Annotated in this window: 15 protein-coding genes; 4 read left to right on the forward strand and 11 right to left on the reverse strand. The window is 61.4% G+C overall.

What is annotated here, in order from left to right; translation table 11 throughout:
* Positions 1 to 132 precede the first annotated feature (132 nt).
* The 8 genes from NKH05_RS25460 to NKH05_RS25495 form a co-directional block, all read right to left on the reverse strand.
* Positions 133 to 1,596, reverse strand: a complete 1,464-nt coding sequence (locus NKH05_RS25460; protein WP_023717984.1) for a lipopolysaccharide biosynthesis protein — start codon at positions 1,594 to 1,596, stop codon at positions 133 to 135.
* On the reverse strand, positions 1,593 to 2,762 hold the full coding sequence (locus tag NKH05_RS25465) for a glycosyltransferase (protein ID WP_352548919.1): 1,170 nt from the start codon (positions 2,760 to 2,762) through the stop codon (positions 1,593 to 1,595). Before NKH05_RS25465 ends, NKH05_RS25460 begins: the two co-directional genes overlap by 4 nt.
* 187 nt (positions 2,763 to 2,949) lie before the next feature.
* On the reverse strand, positions 2,950 to 4,029 hold the full coding sequence (locus NKH05_RS25470) for a glycosyltransferase (RefSeq protein WP_023717986.1): 1,080 nt from the start codon (positions 4,027 to 4,029) through the stop codon (positions 2,950 to 2,952).
* A 31-nt stretch (positions 4,030 to 4,060) separates the two neighbouring features.
* The gene (locus tag NKH05_RS25475; RefSeq protein ID WP_023717987.1) at positions 4,061 to 5,392 is read right to left on the reverse strand and encodes a UDP-glucose dehydrogenase family protein; all 1,332 of its coding nucleotides are present in this window, start codon (positions 5,390 to 5,392) and stop codon (positions 4,061 to 4,063) included.
* An 85-nt stretch (positions 5,393 to 5,477) separates the two neighbouring features.
* Positions 5,478 to 6,344, reverse strand: a complete 867-nt coding sequence (gene exoK / locus NKH05_RS25480; protein WP_352483971.1) for an endo-1,3-1,4-beta-glycanase ExoK — start codon at positions 6,342 to 6,344, stop codon at positions 5,478 to 5,480.
* A gap of 136 nt (positions 6,345 to 6,480) precedes the next feature.
* Positions 6,481 to 6,882: a hypothetical protein gene (locus NKH05_RS25485; protein ID WP_023717989.1), complete on the reverse strand. Its 402-nt coding sequence runs from the start codon at positions 6,880 to 6,882 to the stop codon at positions 6,481 to 6,483.
* A 256-nt stretch (positions 6,883 to 7,138) separates the two neighbouring features.
* On the reverse strand, positions 7,139 to 8,161 hold the full coding sequence (locus NKH05_RS25490) for a glycosyltransferase family 2 protein (RefSeq protein ID WP_352483969.1): 1,023 nt from the start codon (positions 8,159 to 8,161) through the stop codon (positions 7,139 to 7,141).
* A gap of 398 nt (positions 8,162 to 8,559) precedes the next feature.
* Positions 8,560 to 8,880, reverse strand: a complete 321-nt coding sequence (locus tag NKH05_RS25495; RefSeq protein ID WP_352790654.1) for an exopolysaccharide production repressor protein — start codon at positions 8,878 to 8,880, stop codon at positions 8,560 to 8,562.
* Positions 8,881 to 9,437: 557 nt separating this feature from the next.
* Between NKH05_RS25495 and NKH05_RS25500 the strand changes: the two genes are divergently transcribed.
* The gene (locus NKH05_RS25500; RefSeq protein ID WP_292659405.1) at positions 9,438 to 10,115 is read left to right on the forward strand and encodes a sugar transferase; all 678 of its coding nucleotides are present in this window, start codon (positions 9,438 to 9,440) and stop codon (positions 10,113 to 10,115) included.
* 179 nt (positions 10,116 to 10,294) lie between these two features.
* Positions 10,295 to 11,518, forward strand: a complete 1,224-nt coding sequence (locus tag NKH05_RS25505; protein ID WP_084642532.1) for a polysaccharide biosynthesis/export family protein — start codon at positions 10,295 to 10,297, stop codon at positions 11,516 to 11,518.
* Positions 11,519 to 11,642: 124 nt separating this feature from the next.
* Here NKH05_RS25505 and NKH05_RS25510 read toward each other — a convergent pair whose 3' ends face one another.
* Positions 11,643 to 12,914 (reverse strand): O-antigen ligase family protein, encoded by a 1,272-nt coding sequence (locus NKH05_RS25510; RefSeq protein WP_352483968.1) that lies wholly within the window; start codon positions 12,912 to 12,914, stop codon positions 11,643 to 11,645.
* A gap of 330 nt (positions 12,915 to 13,244) precedes the next feature.
* Here NKH05_RS25510 and NKH05_RS25515 point away from each other — a divergent pair, with 330 nt between their 5' ends.
* Positions 13,245 to 13,997, forward strand: coding sequence for an SDR family NAD(P)-dependent oxidoreductase (locus NKH05_RS25515; RefSeq protein ID WP_352483967.1), 753 nt, complete (start codon positions 13,245 to 13,247; stop codon positions 13,995 to 13,997).
* A gap of 40 nt (positions 13,998 to 14,037) precedes the next feature.
* Here NKH05_RS25515 and NKH05_RS25520 read toward each other — a convergent pair whose 3' ends face one another.
* Both NKH05_RS25520 and NKH05_RS25525 read right to left on the reverse strand, forming a co-directional pair.
* Positions 14,038 to 14,619, reverse strand: a complete 582-nt coding sequence (locus NKH05_RS25520) for a DUF1349 domain-containing protein (protein ID WP_352495740.1) — start codon at positions 14,617 to 14,619, stop codon at positions 14,038 to 14,040.
* 46 nt (positions 14,620 to 14,665) lie between these two features.
* Positions 14,666 to 16,102, reverse strand: a complete 1,437-nt coding sequence (locus NKH05_RS25525; RefSeq protein WP_352964614.1) for an aldehyde dehydrogenase family protein — start codon at positions 16,100 to 16,102, stop codon at positions 14,666 to 14,668.
* A 176-nt stretch (positions 16,103 to 16,278) separates the two neighbouring features.
* Here NKH05_RS25525 and NKH05_RS25530 point away from each other — a divergent pair, with 176 nt between their 5' ends.
* Positions 16,279 to 17,310, forward strand: coding sequence for a hydroxyacid dehydrogenase (locus NKH05_RS25530; RefSeq protein WP_353026338.1), 1,032 nt, complete (start codon positions 16,279 to 16,281; stop codon positions 17,308 to 17,310).
* Positions 17,311 to 17,315: the final 5 nt, after the last annotated feature.

A 17,315-nucleotide genomic window follows, 5' to 3' on the forward strand; every position in this document is an offset into this window, starting at 1 on the left:
GAAGCGAGCGAGAAGCTCGGCAGACTTACCGCCAATCTCGACCTCTATCGCAGGACGAGCCTTCAGGCAGTGCTTGAGGAGCATGCGTCGGCGATGTCGGCAGGTGAGCTTTTGAGGCCGGTTATTGCCTGCCTAGCGGGCGTTGCGCATGGCGCTGGAAAGCGTGGTGAACAACGCACTGCGCGACTGGCGAAGGGCAAGCATGAGGATCAGGCCGATCGAATAATTGAGGGCAACCGCCAGGACCACCGCGAGCAGGTCTGACTGGCCGGTCAGCGATACGGGCAACTCCCGGTAGACGGACCAGGCAAGCAGCGACGACATGATGAAAAGCCCCTGCATGATCAGGAAGTCGGCTGCGGTCACCGGGCCGACCCGGTGGACAAGAACGGCAAGCACCGGGACGCGCAGCATATAGCCGCTGATCGCGTAGGCCGCGGCGACACCGACGGCGCCCCAGTGCAGGCCGATGATGAAGGCGGCGACCGTCGTCAGCGACGAGTAGATGCCCCAGTGGAACATGGTCTTGGTCTTGCCCTGGCAGATGAAGATCCATCCGGTGGTGCTTGAGACGGACTGGATCAGGCTGGCGATGCCCAGCCAGGCGAAGATCGGCGCCACCGCTGTCCAGCGCTCGCCGAAGAGAAGCCCGACGACCTGGTCGGACGTCAGCGTCAGCGCCGCGATGCCGGGCATGGTGATGGCCGCCAGCATCCAATTGGTCCGCACATAGATGTCGCGAAACCGCGCCTTGTCCTCATGGATGCGGCTCAGCAGCGGCACCATCACGCGTGTCAGCGGCTGGTTGATGTTCTGAAGCGGAAACAGCAGGAGCTTATAGGCGCGGTCATAGTAGCCGAGTTCGATCGCGCCCGAATATTTTCCGATCAGGATGTTGTCGAGATTGCGCGAGAAGAAGTTGGCCAGATTGAAGCCGGTCAGATTGGCGCCGAAGGACAATATGTCGGTATCGACCTTCAGGTCCGGCCGCGACGGCGTCCAGCGCGCCACCTGCCATGCCGCGGCCAGCGCGACAACAGCCGAAACCGCCGGGCCGATGACCAGCGACCAGTAGCCCAGTCCCGCATAGGCGGCGATTGCGGTAGTCGCAAGTCCGGCAGCGGCGGTTATCACATCGTTCAGCGCGAGCTGGCCAAAGCGCAAATGACGGTTCATCAGCGCCAGCGGCACCGCGGCGAGGCTGCCAAGAAGCAGCGGCAAGGCAGAGCCGATGGTGATCCCGACCATGCGTTGATCGCCGTAGAAGGCGGCGATGGCGGGCGCCAGGCATGCCACCACCACGGCACTGCCCAGCCCAACCAGCGCACTGATCCAGAATACCTGGTTGAGCTGTTCGGTGCTGATGTCCTTGCGCTGGACCACAGCCTGCTGCAGGCCTAGGTTTTGAAGCAATCCGACAAAGGCCACGATCGGCCCGACGGAAGCCACGAGACCAAAATCCTCGGGGACCAGCAGACGCGCAAGCACGATGACCGAGAGAAACTGGATCGCCATCTTGAAGCCTTGCGCGCCGATCGTCACCACGCCGCCGCGCAGAGCGACGCGACCGAACTGGGGGGGCGGGTTGGCGTTCATGCCGGGCGCCTGGCTTCGGCCAGTTGAGCAACGATCTGCGCAAAACGTTCGTTGAGCAGGTCCGCGTTGAAATCCTGCTCGATCTTGCGGCGCGCCGCACGTGCGATGCGCTCGCATTTGTCCGGGTTCTCGGCCACCCAGACAAGCTTGCGGGCCAACGCCGCAACGTCTCGCTCCGGTGCGAGGAAGCCTGTCTCCTGATCCTCGATCAACTCGGGGATGCCCGAGTGATAGGTGCTGACAACAATCAGCCCGGCGGCCATAGCTTCCATCAGCGCCACCGGAATACCCTCGAGATCGCCGTCCTGTGCAGCAACGCTGGGCAGCAGGAATACGTGGGCGTCGCGCAGGCGCTGCTTGACCTCGGCGTGCGGACGCGGCCCGAGGAAAGTCACCCGGTCGGCAATGCCGAGATTTACGGCGAGCTTCTTCAACTCTTCCAGCAATTCGCCGCCGCCAATCACCGCATAGACCCAGTCACGCTGCGGCAGGCTGGCGAGCGCCCGAAGGGCGAATTCGATGCCCTTCTTTTCGGTCAGCCGGCAGACCGAGATGAAGGACAGCGTGTCCCGGTCCCAGGAACGCCAATGGTAGCCGATCTCACCGGGCCGCACGCCCATATGGTGAACCATGACTTGCGCGGGGGGTGCGCCGACGCCGATCAGGGCGTCGCGGAAAAACGCGTTCACCGGGAGCTGGAGAACGCCCTTGTCGAAGACAACCTTGTAGCGCGTGAGCGTGTCGTCATGCAGCGGTTCGCCGACATCGCGGCCGTGGAATATGGTCACCAGCGGAGCGGAAATCCGGCCTCGTTTCATGGCGCGGGCAACGCGCATGCCGTTATTGCCGAAATGCGCGACGATCACATCGGCGTTCTGCAATTTGCGCGCAAAGGCGATGTCGATAGCGGTCGAGAGCTTATCCCAGAACCTGCCCGACCATCTCCTGAGCATCGGGCGAAAGCGCCCCAGTCCGCCCCACCAGCAGACGACCTTGCCAGGCAGCGCCTGCCAGCGGCGATCGTCGATGTTGCTGTCCTTGCCGAACGACGTCTCGTTGCAGACGACGCCGACTTGCATGCCGCGCTCGAGGCACCCTTCTATCTGGTCGAGGACGAAGGTCTCCGATAAAGAGGGGAACTTATCAACTACGAAGCAAATCTTCATCGAATGGACGATCTTTCGAGGCCGGTCGGCGATCTGCTCGCGCGGATGAGGGCTGAAGCCCGTCGCCGCCGTGCGAGGCGCCCCAAGCGTCTGGTGTTGTGCGTGCCGTTGTCCCAAAGCAGCTCCCACCCCGGTCAGGCGCGAGAGCCGGCTTTTGGGGAACGTGCATGGTTTTGGACGAAATGCATCAGGCGGCATGCTCCAGCGCGCCTTGCCTGGCGTTGTCGAGAACGCCGAGGAAGGTCGCGAACTGAATGTCTGGATTCATTTGCGGCCGCTCCGAAAACAGCTGCGCCGCCGCCGACAGCCGGTCGTACTCGGCCTTGTCGCTCCATAGCCGCCTGACTGCGGCGACCCAGTCGTCGAGCGGTGCGTCATAGTCAAGTACAACGCCGCCGGCGCCGATCGCTTCCGGCAGGCCGCCGCGGCGGGACCCGACGACCGGAATGCCGCTGCAATGGGCCTCGGATGCCACGCGCCCCCAGGCCTCTTCCCATTTGCTGGGCGCCAGCAGGATCTTGGTGCGGCCATAGACCGTCTTCATGTCGCTGGTACGGCTTTCCAGCCTGACGTTGCGCAGCGGCGCGATGGTCCGTTCGATCTGCGCCCGGTGGTCGTCGTCGAGCTTCCAGCTTTCGACGAACAGAAACGGGATTTCGGGGCATTGGCCGGCGATGCGCACGGCGAGTTCGAACCCTTTTTCATTGTAAGGGTTGATCAGCGTGACGAATTCGCCGGTCGTCGGGGTGCTGTAGAGCCCGGGATTGATGGTCGGCGGAATCACGGTCGAGTCGATGCCGAACCTTTCCTTATAGGTGCGCGCGGTGAATTCGGAGTTGGCGATATAAAGCGCCGAATGCAATTCGCGCAGGTCGCCGGCCAGCTCGTGGAATTCGACGTTCCGCAGATAGACCACCAGCGGCACGCCGAGCGCCTGCAGCGCCTTTCCGATCGGCACCGATTTGTGGCACTGCACGACGGCGACATCGGGATCGAGCCGTTCGACCGCGAAGCGCGCCGCCTCCCAGGGAAACCACGCCCGCACGACCGGATAGCCGGGATAGCTGTCGATGACCGCACGCTGGCGAAGCAGTTTCATCTTGGCGCGCGCCTTGAAGCCGAACATGCCATCACCGAACAGTGCCGCCAGGACCGAGGCGTCATGACCGTGCTCGCGCAGCTGCTCGACCAGATGGTGCGTGCTCGACTGAACGCCACCGCTGAACTGCGGCGTGTAGCCGTTGCCGCCTGCAAACAGAACTTTCATGGACCTGGCTCCTTGCTGGACCGCCCTATCGTCACGCCGCCATTCTGCCGATGCTGTGGTATTCGATGCCGTGGCGGGCGATGACCTTGGGGTCGTAGAGGTTGCGTCCGTCGAAGATGACGGGCGTGGTCAGCGCGTCCTTCAATGCATCGAAGGACGGCGCACTGAAGCTCTTCCACTCGGTCACGATCAAGAGCGCGTCGGCACCTCGCACAGCGGCCTCTTTGGTGCCGCACAGCTGCAGGTCGTCGCGCAACCCGTAGATCGCCTGGCATTCCTGCATCGCCTCGGGATCGTAGGCCTGCACATTGGCACCGGCGGCCCAGAGCGCCTCCATCAGCGTGCGGGCCGGGGCTTCGCGCATGTCGTCGGTATTGGGCTTGAAGGCCAGGCCCCACAGCGCAAAGGTCTTGCCCTTGAGATTGCCCTTGAAATAGCGGTCCACCTTCTCGAACAGGACCGACTTCTGCTGGTTGTTGCGCTCCTCGACGGCACGCAGCAGCTTGGCGTCGAACTTGATGGCTTCGGCGGTCTTGATCAGGGCGCGCACATCCTTCGGGAAGCACGAGCCGCCATAGCCGAGGCCCGGATAGATGAAGTGGTAGCCGATCCGCGGGTCGCTGCCGATGCCCTTGCGGACCTCCTCGATGTCGGCGCCCAGTTGCTCGGCCAAATTGGCCATTTCGTTCATGAAGCTGATCTTGGTCGCCAGCATGCAATTGGCCGCGTATTTGGTAAACTCGGCACTGCGCACGTCCATCACGATCATCTTTTCGTGGTTGCGGTTGAACGGCGCGTAGAGCTCGCGCATCACCGCCTCGGTGTCCTCGTTGCTGGTGCCGACGATGATGCGGTCGGGCTTCATGCAGTCGCTCACAGCGGACCCTTCCTTGAGGAATTCCGGATTGGAGGCGACGTCGAAAGCCAGATCCTCGCGCCCGCGCGCCCTCAGCGTCTCGGCAATCCTGGCCTTTATCCTTTCGCAGGTACCGACCGGCACGGTCGACTTGCCGACGACGATCTTGGGCGCGTCCATCTCACGACCGATGGCCTCGGCGACGGCCAGCACATATTTCAGGTCTGCCGAACCATCCTCGCCCGGAGGCGTGCCGACCGCGATCATCTGGATCTGGCCATGCTTGATCGCCGCGGCGGCGTCGGTGGTGAACTTGATGCGGCCGGCGGCATGGTTCTCCTTGACCATGTTTTCGAGCCCAGGCTCGAAGATCGGGACATGACCCTGGTTGAGCCGCTCGACCTTTTTTGCATCGATGTCGACGCAGACCACCTGATGGCCGACTTCGGCAAGCACCGCCGCCTGTACAAGACCGACATAGCCGATTCCAAAGACAGTCAAATTCATTCGGTTTCATTCCTGTTCAAGGCTTCGGGGCCTGTTCGAGCTTCGGGCTCGGACCACCTTCGGCCCGGCGGGTTCAGATGCGCTTCTAGTTCGTTTTGCATGCCAGCGATTCCGGGAATTGGCAGGGCTGGCCGAGTGCGGTGAATGCAACGCGGTCCACTTGCATGGCGAGCTTGCGGCCCGGATCCGAGAACGGCCCCATCCAGCCCTTCATCGTATCGCTGCCCCACAGGCTGAAATAGATTCTTTGCGAATGGGTGGGCAGCTTCGCCGGATCGGTGATCTCGTGGACAAGCTTGCCGTTGACGTACCAGCGCAGCCGGTCCTTTTCCCAGACGAAGGCGTAGTCGTTGAAGGCCTTGTCGGTGCCCCCGGCGACGTCGACCAGCTTCTCGTTCTTGCCCTTGCCGGCTATGTAGGCGTTGACCTGGACCTTGGACGTGTCCTTGGTCAGCACCTCGAAGTCGATTTCATCATGCGGCTGCTTGTCGGCATCGCCGACGAAGCTGAAGAATGCCGCGTTGACGCCGGAGCCCGTGTCGGTCTTCATCCGCGCCTCGTAGGTGCCGTAGCCGAAGCGCTGCTTGGTCTGGATCTCGGCGCAGGCGAATTCGCGATCCTTCAGCTTGCGCTTCTCGAAACCGAGCGTCAGCATGCCGTCGGAAAGGCCGATCAGGCTTTTGGACCAGGTGCAGTTCTGATGCTTGCCGTTCGTCCAGCCGTCGGAAATGTACCAGCGCGCGCGACTGAGGCTGGTGAAATCATCGACAAAGGACGGCGCGGTTGGGAGATCCTGGGCGCGGACGGGCACCAGGCCCGCAACCAGGCTGCCGAGAACGATCAGCAGAAACGCGCCGTCTGAACGGAGCCGCCGCAGCTTGCCTGGGATCGGGCGCGTGAACGGGGTGCCGCCGGTTGCCGGGGTGGACGTGCTTTTAGGATCTGCGTTCATATCAAACTCACCTTTGTGCTGTGCGCCCCCAAAGCGATCGTTCGAACCGTGACGAAACAAGCTAATCTTGACCTCTGTCGCTCCTAGGCTCCGTGTAGCGTGCCCAAAACCATTGCGCCGACTCCGGGATATTCGCTCAACCTGTGCCGGGACCGGCGGGTTTCACAAAATCGGTCCTTATGTCTGGGCCGTTCTGCCGATCCTCCTCGAAGATTTCATCCAGCGAATGACGGAGATCCTTCATCATCTGCTTCTGGCGCGAGAGCGCAGCGATGCGCCGCTCGCAATTCAGGATCGACCTGGTCAGTTCGCCAACTTCGGAAGACCTGCGGGAGGAGACCGCCCCGTTTTCCATGGCCTCGACCAGGAAGGCGGCATTGGTGGCCGTTGTCCTGTAGCGGTTCTCAAGTCCGTTCTTCTCCGCCTCGACCTCGGCCGCGATCTGGTCCAGCAGCTTCGCCAAGCGATCGAGTCGCGCGGTGTCGGTCTGCGTGTCGCGCGCCGGATCTCTCGATCGGAAGCGAAAGATCGAGGCCATGCAGTCAGCGCCCCATCATCGTCGAGATGATGACCGGCCTTGGCGCCCGTCCACGTTCAAAAGACATTTCTCGCATCGTCCAGCTCCTCTGACAGGGGATGTCTCGGGCCAGTTCGGTTGGCCGTCCAAAATTGCTGCACCGCAACATAGATTGCCATTCCCCGCGCGCATAGGCAACCACCTAGATCGTAAACTCATAAATCGCGTCGAAATGGTGCGAGCCGACCGAGGTAAGGCGATCGCCACGTTGACGAGCCTAGCTTTCGCCGGCTGTGCTGGTTCCGGCCATGAGGAAGCGCAGCGGCGGCACATGCTGACGCTTAGCGGCGAAGCCAGCGCGGCGAAACAGCGCATCCAGCTTGTCGGAGGCAACGCCGCGGACGACGGCCGTGAGGTTGGACGAGCCGGCCAAGGCATAGGCCACAGCCGGCGCCAGCCCGCGCTCAGTCTTCACGTCTAAGAACTTCCGCAACCGGTATTTGTCGCGAATGTGCCGCTCGTGCCTTCTCAGCGCAGCCTTCGATGCCTCCGGCAAACTGTCGATCGCAAGCAGTGCCAGGTCGGCATCGGCCAGATGCTTCAGATCCTGGGTGTTGTGCCGTCCGCTCAGCGAATCGGCGCGCACGATCGCGCCGTAGCCACAGGATTTGATGACCTTGAAGCGCGCGCCATGCGCAACCGCGCGCGCATAGAGTTCATAGTCTTCGCCAAGGCGCAGCTTCTCGTCGTAGCGCAGCTCATGCCGATCGAGGAAGGCGCGGCTGATCACGGGTTTGAGGAAGCCCAGTTCCCCTCGTTGCACACGGCGCCTGGAGATGTTGGCGTCGATGAAACCCTCGAAATCGAGGAATTCCGGCTCGGGCGAAAACGGTGGAGCGACGATTTTCGAGACGTCGGTTGCCGCGTCATCCCTGACAAGCATGATGTTGTCTGCCGCGAAATCCCAATCGGTGCTGGCGAACAGTCTGTGAAACCTGCCTTCGAAAAAGAAATCATCAGCGTCCAGGATGCTGATGAACGGCGACCTGGAACCGGCTATCGCGGCGTTGCGGGCAAAGGAGGGGCCGCGATTGACGTCGAAGCGGATGACGGAAAGGCGGCCCGTGCCGTCGTCGGCTGCATGGGCGACTTTCGCGGTATCGTCGGTGGACGCGTCGTCGACGACGACGACTTCCGCAACCTCCGGCTCGCGCAATGCCGATGCAATGGCAGCCGGGATTGTCCGCGCCGCGTTACGGGCAGCGATGATCACGCAGACTTGGGATGATGTCATGGACATGCCTCTCGATTGCAGAAATCGTTGCGGATTTCCTCGCCCTCCCCGCTCAATGCCTCACCGCCCGTCTGACATGCATCGGCCCAAATGCCTATGCTGCAAGTGCGAAGCAAGCATCGCCAAAATCATCGGCGCCGTCCAGTTTTTCATTTGGCTGGGTGTCATGACGCGGCTGGGCAGGCGGCGAGCCGCAATCGGGATAGCTCCCGAAAGGCGCCGCTTGGCAGAGCCGCTCCTGCACGGCCCGGATCAAGCCACTGGCGCGCTCAGTTGGCCAACCAGTCACTGCCGAGTAGGTCGTGGCGATGGAGAGCGGCCGCTTGGTGGAGGCCGGGAGCATCGAGGAATTGAAGAAACGGGATGCCGACTTGCGGCGTGTTGCTGGAGGCCAACGCCCGAAATCAGTGAAGGCCTCTCCTGGCGCTTAATTTCTCGCCTTCGGCCGCTTCGTTCGAACTCAGCTTTCGTTCTGCGTCGCGAATTTTGTCGGCCGAGGTCGGGGCATTTCTTGCGACCATGGCAAAGACCAGCAGAAAATAACCGAGTTGGATGACTATGGCGCAGCCGATGACGCGAAAAAGCGTCGTGCCGAGCGAGGCGCCGCCCAAATAGGACCAGACGACCACGATCGCCAGCGCAAAACACATTCCGATAATGAACTTTGGCAGTGACATACCCGATAGCCCATCAACCGGCTCGGGAAAAAATGTCGACAAGCCCACCCCGAGCACCTCCCTTAAACTCTGCGAGCTTGTTTAGGTTGCCCGCTTCTGGCCGGTTGCTTCCGGCCTTGCCCAATCTGTCCATACTCCGACAGAAACAATTTGCAACTCTATTGAGGCGAGCAATAGGCGGCAAGGGCAGCTACGGAATAATTTTAAGCGAATCCTCAGGATCGCCTCTGCCATGGTGCAATGCACACGTCGGCATCACCACTGATTGACGGATATCGACTCGCTCCAGTAAGATTTATAATATTGACCAGTATCTTATCATAACATCAGTCGATATTTTGAACTTCTAAGTGACGGCAAAGCTCCACAACCGGGTATAAAGAGCGATTCGCCCAAAATCAGCCCCAAAATTGGACTAGATTTTCCAAAATTGCCCATAATCTGTCGCCTTTGCGACATAAAGGCAAAATTTTGTGCAGGACGAGTTCATTATTTAGTCAGTTCATGACGCGACTATTACAGCCGGCTGGGAAATTGTGTGTTGCGCTGCAGCATTTTTTTGGTATCGTGCGCTAAACCATCCGTTCAACGTATGGAGTTTACGCATGAGGGACGTAGCCAAGCCGGCCGACGCGGATTTTTCGCAGGCCGGCGTCGATTTTCCGCCGCCGATCGGCGGCCTGCTCAAACGCAGCTTCGATATTGCCGGTTCGCTGATCGGCCTGATCGCTCTCAGCCCGCTGTTCGTGATGATAGCGCTGCTTGTCAGGTTTTCCGATGGCGGGCCGATTTTCTATGGTCATAGCCGGATCGGCCGCGGAGGACGGATTTTTCCGTGCCTCAAGTTCCGCACTATGGTTCCAGACGGCGAGCGGGTGCTTGCTGCCTATCTCGCCGCGAATCCGGAGGCCAACGCCGAATGGATAGCGACCCGCAAGTTGAAGAACGACCCGCGGATCACGCGCGTCGGAGCGGTGCTGAGGAAGCTCAGCCTCGATGAGTTGCCGCAGATCATCAACATCCTGCAGGGGGATATGAGCCTGGTTGGGCCTCGTCCCGTGGTACGCGATGAGTTGGAGATCTATGGCAATTCGGCCGTCTATTACCTGAAATCGCGCCCCGGCCTGACCGGGCTCTGGCAGGTTAGCGGACGCAACGATGTTTCCTACGACAGCCGCGTCGCGTTCGATCGACACTATGTCGAGAACTGGTCGATGTTCGAAGACATTCGCATCATCATCAAGACCGTACCTGCGGTCTGGATGTCGCGAGGCTGCTACTGACGGCCGCTTGCTGGCCGTGCATCGAGGAGCGACTGTCCAGAATTCGAGCCCGGAACTCAGGCCCCGGGACTCAGGCATCGGGCGGGGCAAACCAGATCGGAAACGCTCAGTTGAAAGCAGATATAATCGATATCTTTTGCACCGGCATTCTCTCCAGACGCATGCGGCGAGTACGACTTTTGACGACTTGCCTCACGCTGGCGACCGGCCTGTCGCTGGCCCTGCCGCAGTTTGCCTTCGCCGATGACTATCGGCTTGGAGCACAAGACAAGCTAACCATCCGCGTAGCGGAATGGCAGACCGTCGAAGGCACGTTCCGTGACTGGTCGGCCATCAATGGAGAATACACGGTCGGGCCGGCAGGAACCTTGTCGGTGCCGTTCGTCGGCGAGATGCCCGCATCCGGCAAGACGACCTCGGAGATCGCGGCATCGCTCGGCGAGGCGCTACAGCGTAAGCTCGCCCTGGCTGACAAGCCCGAGGCCTCCGTCGAAATGGCGCAGTACCGGCCGTTCTATATTTCTGGCGAGGTGCAATCGCCCGGACAGTATCCTTGCGTGCCTGGGCTGACGGTGCTGAAAGCGATGAGCATTGCCGGCGGAACGCGGCGGAACTCGGAGAGCGGGCAGCGCTACGACCGCGACCTGATCAATGCCAAGGGCAATTTCGACGTACTTCAAGACCAACAGGTCAGGCTGATCGTCAAGCGCGCCCGCATCGAAGCGGAACTGGCGAACAAACCGTCATTCGAAGTGCCGAAAGAAGTGGCCGACGATCCGAAGCTGCCCAGCATCGTTGCCGATGAGACGGCGATCCTGGCGGCCGACCAGAAGAAACTCAACCTACGCTTGCAGGCGCTCGACGACTTGAAGGCGCTGCTGCAGAGCGAGATCGATTCGCTGCAGAAAAAGATCGTCAACCAGCAGAAGCAGGTCGATCTGGCGAAGGAGCAGCTCAACGGTATCGGCTCGCTGGCGCAAAAAGGCCTGGTCGTCAACACCCGGGTTTTGAATTCCCAGCAAACCATCGCCGACCTCGAAGGCCAGATACTGGATTACGAAACGGCGATTCTCACGGCCAAGCAGTCGATCAGCAAGGCCACTCAGGACGCTATCGATCTGGAGAACACCCAGAACTCCACCCTCGCGACCGACCGGCAACAGACGGAAGCCGACCTCAACGAAGCGACGCTGAAGCTGAATATGGAAAAAGGCTTGATGACCGAAGCCCTGTCGGGCAACCCCATGCCGCAATTCTATGGCAACAACGAACCAGCCGCCATGTCGTTTTCCCTGGTGCGGGTGGTCGACGGCAAGACCAGCGAAATCACCGCCGACGAAGACACGCCGGTACTGCCCGGGGACGTGATCAAGGTCAAACCGGCGCCCCTGGCCATCCAGTAGCTTCTTTCCACCGGAGCGAAGCACCCACCTCGCAGGCGGCGGCCTGCGGGGTTTTGGGCTTCGTATTTTATGGATCAGAAAACAAGGCGGCCTTTGGGCGACGAACAGCCCGGATCGGCCCGCTCTAGCCTCGCACGGCGTCCGGTTCCTCGAGATGGTTCGCGGCGCTCCACCGGGAACGGGCGACGGACGGCACCTTCACCAGCTTGAAGTAGCTGTAATACAGCAGGAACGATCCCATGATGTAGGGATTGAGGGTCTCGACCTCGACGAAGGAGCGGATGAACAAAAGCACCATGACGCCGGCGAGAATCACAGACTCGGCTTGCCATGTCCTGAATATCAGCGCCGAGACGTGCCCCCAGAGCGTGCGCAGGATGATCAGCGACAGCAGTGTCGCTCCGACGAAGCCGAGTTCCACCAAGGTCTCGATGTAGGTGTTGTGGAAGTGGAAGCCGCTTCGGGCGGCGATGTAGAATTCATTCCACAGCCGCTCGGCCTCGGAGAAGCCCTGCACCCAATACGCCGCGTAGCCGACGCCGAGGATGGGCGATTGCTGCGCGGCATTCCAGCCCTGCTGCCAGAGGTAGGTCCGTCCGGTGAGCGTCGAATCCTTGCCAAAGAGGCCAAGGACAAAGTCCATTAACCCGAGATTCAGCGCAACCACGGTGCAGGCGACCAGCCCGCCTGCACCGATCACGAAAATCACCCGGCGATGGCGGAGCGAAAGCAGCTTGCCCATGGAAAGCAGCGCGACCAGGGCGAGAACCGCCGGGGTCGATGCCATCGACGTGGCCGAATGCGACACGACCAGCAGATAGCCCGACAGCAGGACGATCGGTACAATCAACAAAAAACCTATGCGGCCGCGCCTGAGAAAGGCCAGGTAGACAACGCAGAAATAGATGCCAAGCGATGCGACAAAGCCGATCTGGTTCTTGGAGCTGAAGGCGCCGACGAAATTATATGTCCCGTCGAGAACGTCGTAGGAATAACTCGCGACCTTGAGCGAGTAGAGCAGGACGACGAAAATCCCTATTAGGGCGCCTATGGTCAAGGTCCGGACGCTGACCGTGCGCGCGGCAATGTAGGCGCATGCGATATGGGAACAATATTGCACGGCCGTCCTTGCCGTGGTGCCGGGAGCTGCCGACCAGAACACCGAGAAGCAGACATAGGCTGCAAACGCCAGCGGAAGCCAGGCGCTGGAAGCGTGCCTTAATATTTTCCGGTAGTCGACCAGGATGAGCGGCAGCCAGACTGCATAATAGGCCAGGATCATGGCCTGGCCGAAAATGGTCGAGTAGGAGAACGCCCAGATCGAGACTGCAACGGCAAAGCTGCCATAGACCGTGTTCTTGTCCGGATCGATCAACAGAGATTTTGGAATCTTCATCTCGGTATCGGTTTTCCGCCCTTGCAGCTCAATGCCGATTTCATGGGCCGCTCATGGGTCGATTCATTGGATCGATGGGAGCCTCGCCTGCAGGCGCTCGCATTGTGCAGTGCAATATAGCGCATCCGGCGCTGCATGTCACCCGGATGACAAACTGGGCGAAGTCGTTCCTGCAGTTCTCCCATGCCGGACGAGACGATTTGGCCAGGAGGCAGTGCCGTTCAATTGCCTGGTGCTGGCCCATCACGAAGCTGTTCGGAGGCTGCAAGTCCGCGCTTGAACTTGTCCGCCGTTGACTTCACATTCGCCGCCGATTGGGAGGAAGACCACATGCCGATGAGTTTCGCGGGACGATTTGCCGGACGATCTGCTGTTATCACCGGCGGCGCCTCAGGCATCGGCCTTGCCGTCGCGCAAAGGATCACTAAGGAAGGCGGGCGTGTTTCGGTCTGGGATCGCGATGCCGCCCAGATCGAGCAGGCCAAGGCCATTGTTCCAGGCCTGCACAGCGTCACCTTAGACGTCGCCGACCCCATAGCGGTCGAAGCCGCCGCCCGAGAGACGATCGAAGCGATTGGCGCAGTCGATGTCCTTGTCACCAGCGCTGCCATCACCGGACCGAACATGACGACCTGGGAGTATTCCGTAGAGGATTGGCGCCGGGTCATCGACATCAACATCAACGGCGTCTTCTTCTGCAACAAAGCGCTGGTCCCGCATATGCTCGAACGCAATTACGGCAGGATCGTCAACATCGCCTCGATTGCCGGCAAGGAAGGTAACCCGAACGCCTCGGCCTACAGCACCTCCAAGGCCGCGGTGATCGGCATGACCAAATCGCTTGGCAAGGAACTGGCCAAGACCAGGGTAACGGTGAACTGCGTCACGCCGGCGGCCGTGCGCACCGCGATCTTCCAGCAGATGAGCCAGCAGCACATCGACTTCATGCTGTCCAAAATACCAATGGCGCGGTTCGGCGAGGTCGAGGAGGTGGCGGCGCTGATTTGCTGGATCGCGTCCGAGGAATGCTCGTTCACGACGGCGGCCGTCTTCGACGTCTCCGGCGGCCGGGCGACCTACTGAGGCCGGCCGGACGCAAACCGCCCGACCGGATCGCGGCGCCTCAGTCGTGGAGCTGCCGCGAGATCGGCGGGCCGATCGAAAAGTCGCTGAATGTGACCTCGAAGCCCTCGCGCTGCGGCGAACAGCACATCATGCCGACATCGACCGTTTTCGAGGGTGGGAAATAGGCAAGCCGCACCGGCTTCCAATGCTTGTCGGACGCGTCCAGATACTGGACACGGATCGTCTCGGCATGACGCGTCAAGCGGATCCTGACGCCGTCCGGGTCGGCCGGAATATTGGCCAGCGACCAGTCGGAGGCATCGTTGGTGACGACGACGGAAAAATACATCAGCCCGTCGGTGTATTCGATGCCGGCCTTGATCCAATGGGTCTCGCTCAGGCGGACCATAAGCCCGGCTTGGTCGTAAAGCACCTCATAGTGCCCCTTGACCGTGACTTCGGCGCTGAAATCGCCCTCGACCTCACGATAGAGGAAATGGCCATTGTCACGCCAGAAGCCGTAGAACGTCTCTCGCCAGAAGTCGGTCTCCTTGCCGGTCCGCACATGCACCGTATTGTCGCCGAACTCGTGGTGCGGCGGCGGATTGAGCCAGGTCAGGTCCGTATTTTCAGATGCCATCGATTTGCTCGCCTGCCTGGCTGGTCCCGGATGAGTGCCGCCGTGATCAGCCAGCGAATGTATAGGCGGTCTTCACGGTGGTGTAGAATTCCGCGGCGTAGCGGCCCTGCTCGCGTGGGCCATAGCTCGACCCCTTGCGCCCGCCGAAAGGCACGTGGAAGTCGACGCCCGCCGTCGGCAGGTTGACCATGACCATGCCGGCTTCCGAATTGCGCTTGAAATGCGTGGCATGCTTGAGGCTCGAGGTGCAGATGCCGGACGTCAGCCCGAACGGCGTGTCGTTGGCCACCGCCAGCGCCTCGTCGTAGTCCTTGACGCGGATGACGTTGGCGACAGGTCCGAAAATCTCCTCACGGGAAATGCGCATGGCGTTGGTGGTTTCGGTGAACAGCGCCGGTTGCAAATAGAAGCCGCGGGTTTCGCGATCGAGCCGCCCACCGCCGAAAGCGAGATCGGCACCTTCCTGACGTCCGATGGCGATATAGTCCTCGTCCTGTTTGAGCTGGCTCTGGTCGACCACCGGCCCGATCTGGGTCTTGGCATCGAGAGCGTCGCCGATGACCAGCTTGCCCAGGCGATCTTTCATCGCCTCGACGAAGCGGTCATGGATGCCGTCCGTCACCACCAGGCGGGACGACGCCGTGCAGCGCTGGCCGGTCGAGAAGTAGGCACCGTTGATGGCGCAATCGACGGCGACGGCAAGGTCGGCATCATCGAGCACGACAAGCGGGTTCTTGCCGCCCATTTCGAGCTGGAACTTGCGCATGTGCTCGACGCTGGCAGCGGCGACGCGCTTGCCGGTGCCGACCGAGCCGGTGAAGGTGATGGCGTTGAGGTCAGGGCTGTCGAGCATGGCCTGGCCGACCACCGAACCTTTGCCCATGACCAGGTTGAGCACGCCCTTCGGCAGGCCGGCGCGATGCAGGATGTCGACAATGGTCCAGGCGCTCTCCGGAACGAGTTCCGCCGGCTTGAAGACGATGGTGTTGCCGTAGGCCAGCGCCGGAGCGATTTTCCACGCCGGAATGGCGATCGGGAAATTCCAAGGCGTGATGATGCCGACCACGCCGACCGCCTCCCGGGTGATCTCGACACCGACGCCGGGCCGCACGCTGGGCACCAGCTCGCCCGACAGGCGCAGCGTCTCGCCGGCGAAGAAGTCGAATATCTGGGCGGCGCGGACAGTCTCGCCGGTGCCCTCGACCAGCGTCTTGCCTTCCTCGCGCGCCAACGCCCGGCCGATTTCATCTTTCCGCGCGGTGATCTCGTCCGACGCCTTCCTCAGCACCGCATGGCGTGCCAGCAGGCCCGATCGGGACCATGCCGGAAATGCCGCCTTCGCCGCCGCGATGGCCTGCCGGGCGTGCTCGGCGCCTCCCGATGCATATTCGCCGACCACGTCGTCGAGATTGGACGGGTTGATATTGCGGGAGCCGGCATCGCCCACCCACTCGCCATCGATGAGGTTCTTTCGAAACGGGATCATGTCGCTGTCTTCCTTGTCGTCCTTCGATCGCCGTCTATCTGGACCACCGACCGCCACACCGCAAGGCCGAAAGGCGGGCAAACTTCTCCTCCTCGACAGGCATGTGATAGGGGTCGGGCTGGAAAGATGATTCCAGTATGGTGCGTCGTGGATCGCACGGGAGGAAAAGTATCATGTCCGACAACGCGTTGCCGCTGGTGATCAGCGCACCCCATCCACGCACGCTCGACCTGATCTTCACGCCGGCTGCGCTGACGAAATTTCGGTCGAAATACCGCATCGTCGAAACATCGCCCGAAGGTGTCGCGGCGCTGCCGGCCGATACCCTTGGCGAGGCGCGCTACATTGTCGGCCAGCCGCCGATCGCGCCAGAGACACTGGAAAAAATGAAGGCGCTGCGCTGCATCTTCAATGTCGAGAGCAACCTCATCAACAACATGCCATATGAGACGCTGTTTTCGCGCGGCATCCATGTCGTCACCACTGGGCTGGTCTTTGCCGAACCGGTGGCCGAGCTCGGCCTTGCCATGGCGCTCAACCTTGCCCGCGACATCGTCGATGCCGACCTCGCTTTTCGTCAAGGCAAGGAATTGTGGGGCGGCGACGGCAACCGGACGGCGCGGCTTCTTTCCGGCGCGGATGTCGGCATCATCGGCTTCGGCGATCTCGGCCGCGCGCTCAACCGGCTTTTGACGGGTTTTCGCACGCGGACAAAAGTCTTCGACCCGTGGCTGCCGCCGTCGATCCTGATCGAGAACGGCGTTGAGCCGGCCTCGCTCGATGAAGTCCTGTCGAGCAGCGATTTCGTCTTCGTCGTCACTTCGGTGACCAGCGAAAACCAGGGTTTCCTCGGCGCCGAAGCCTTTGCCAGGATGCGCGAGGGATCCGCTTTCATCCTACTCAGCCGGGCTGGCGTGGTCGATTTTCCGGCACTGATGGATGCTGTCCGCAGCGGCCACATCGTCGCCGCCAGTGATGTTTTTCCTGAGGAGCCGCTGGCCCAAGATCACCCGGTCCGCACATTGCCGGGGTTCCTGCGCTCCGCCCACCGGGCCGGCGCACTCGACATCGCTTTCAAGCGGATGGGCGACATGGTGCTGGAAGACATGGACCTGGTCGACCGCGGCCTGCCGCCGATGCGTTCGAAGCGGGCCGAGCGTGAGACCGTTTCGCGAATGCGCTCAAAGCCGGTCGACAAGAATTAAGCCGT

This window comes from Mesorhizobium sp. M1399, from assembly GCF_040317735.1.
Taxonomy (GTDB): domain Bacteria; phylum Pseudomonadota; class Alphaproteobacteria; order Rhizobiales; family Rhizobiaceae; genus Mesorhizobium.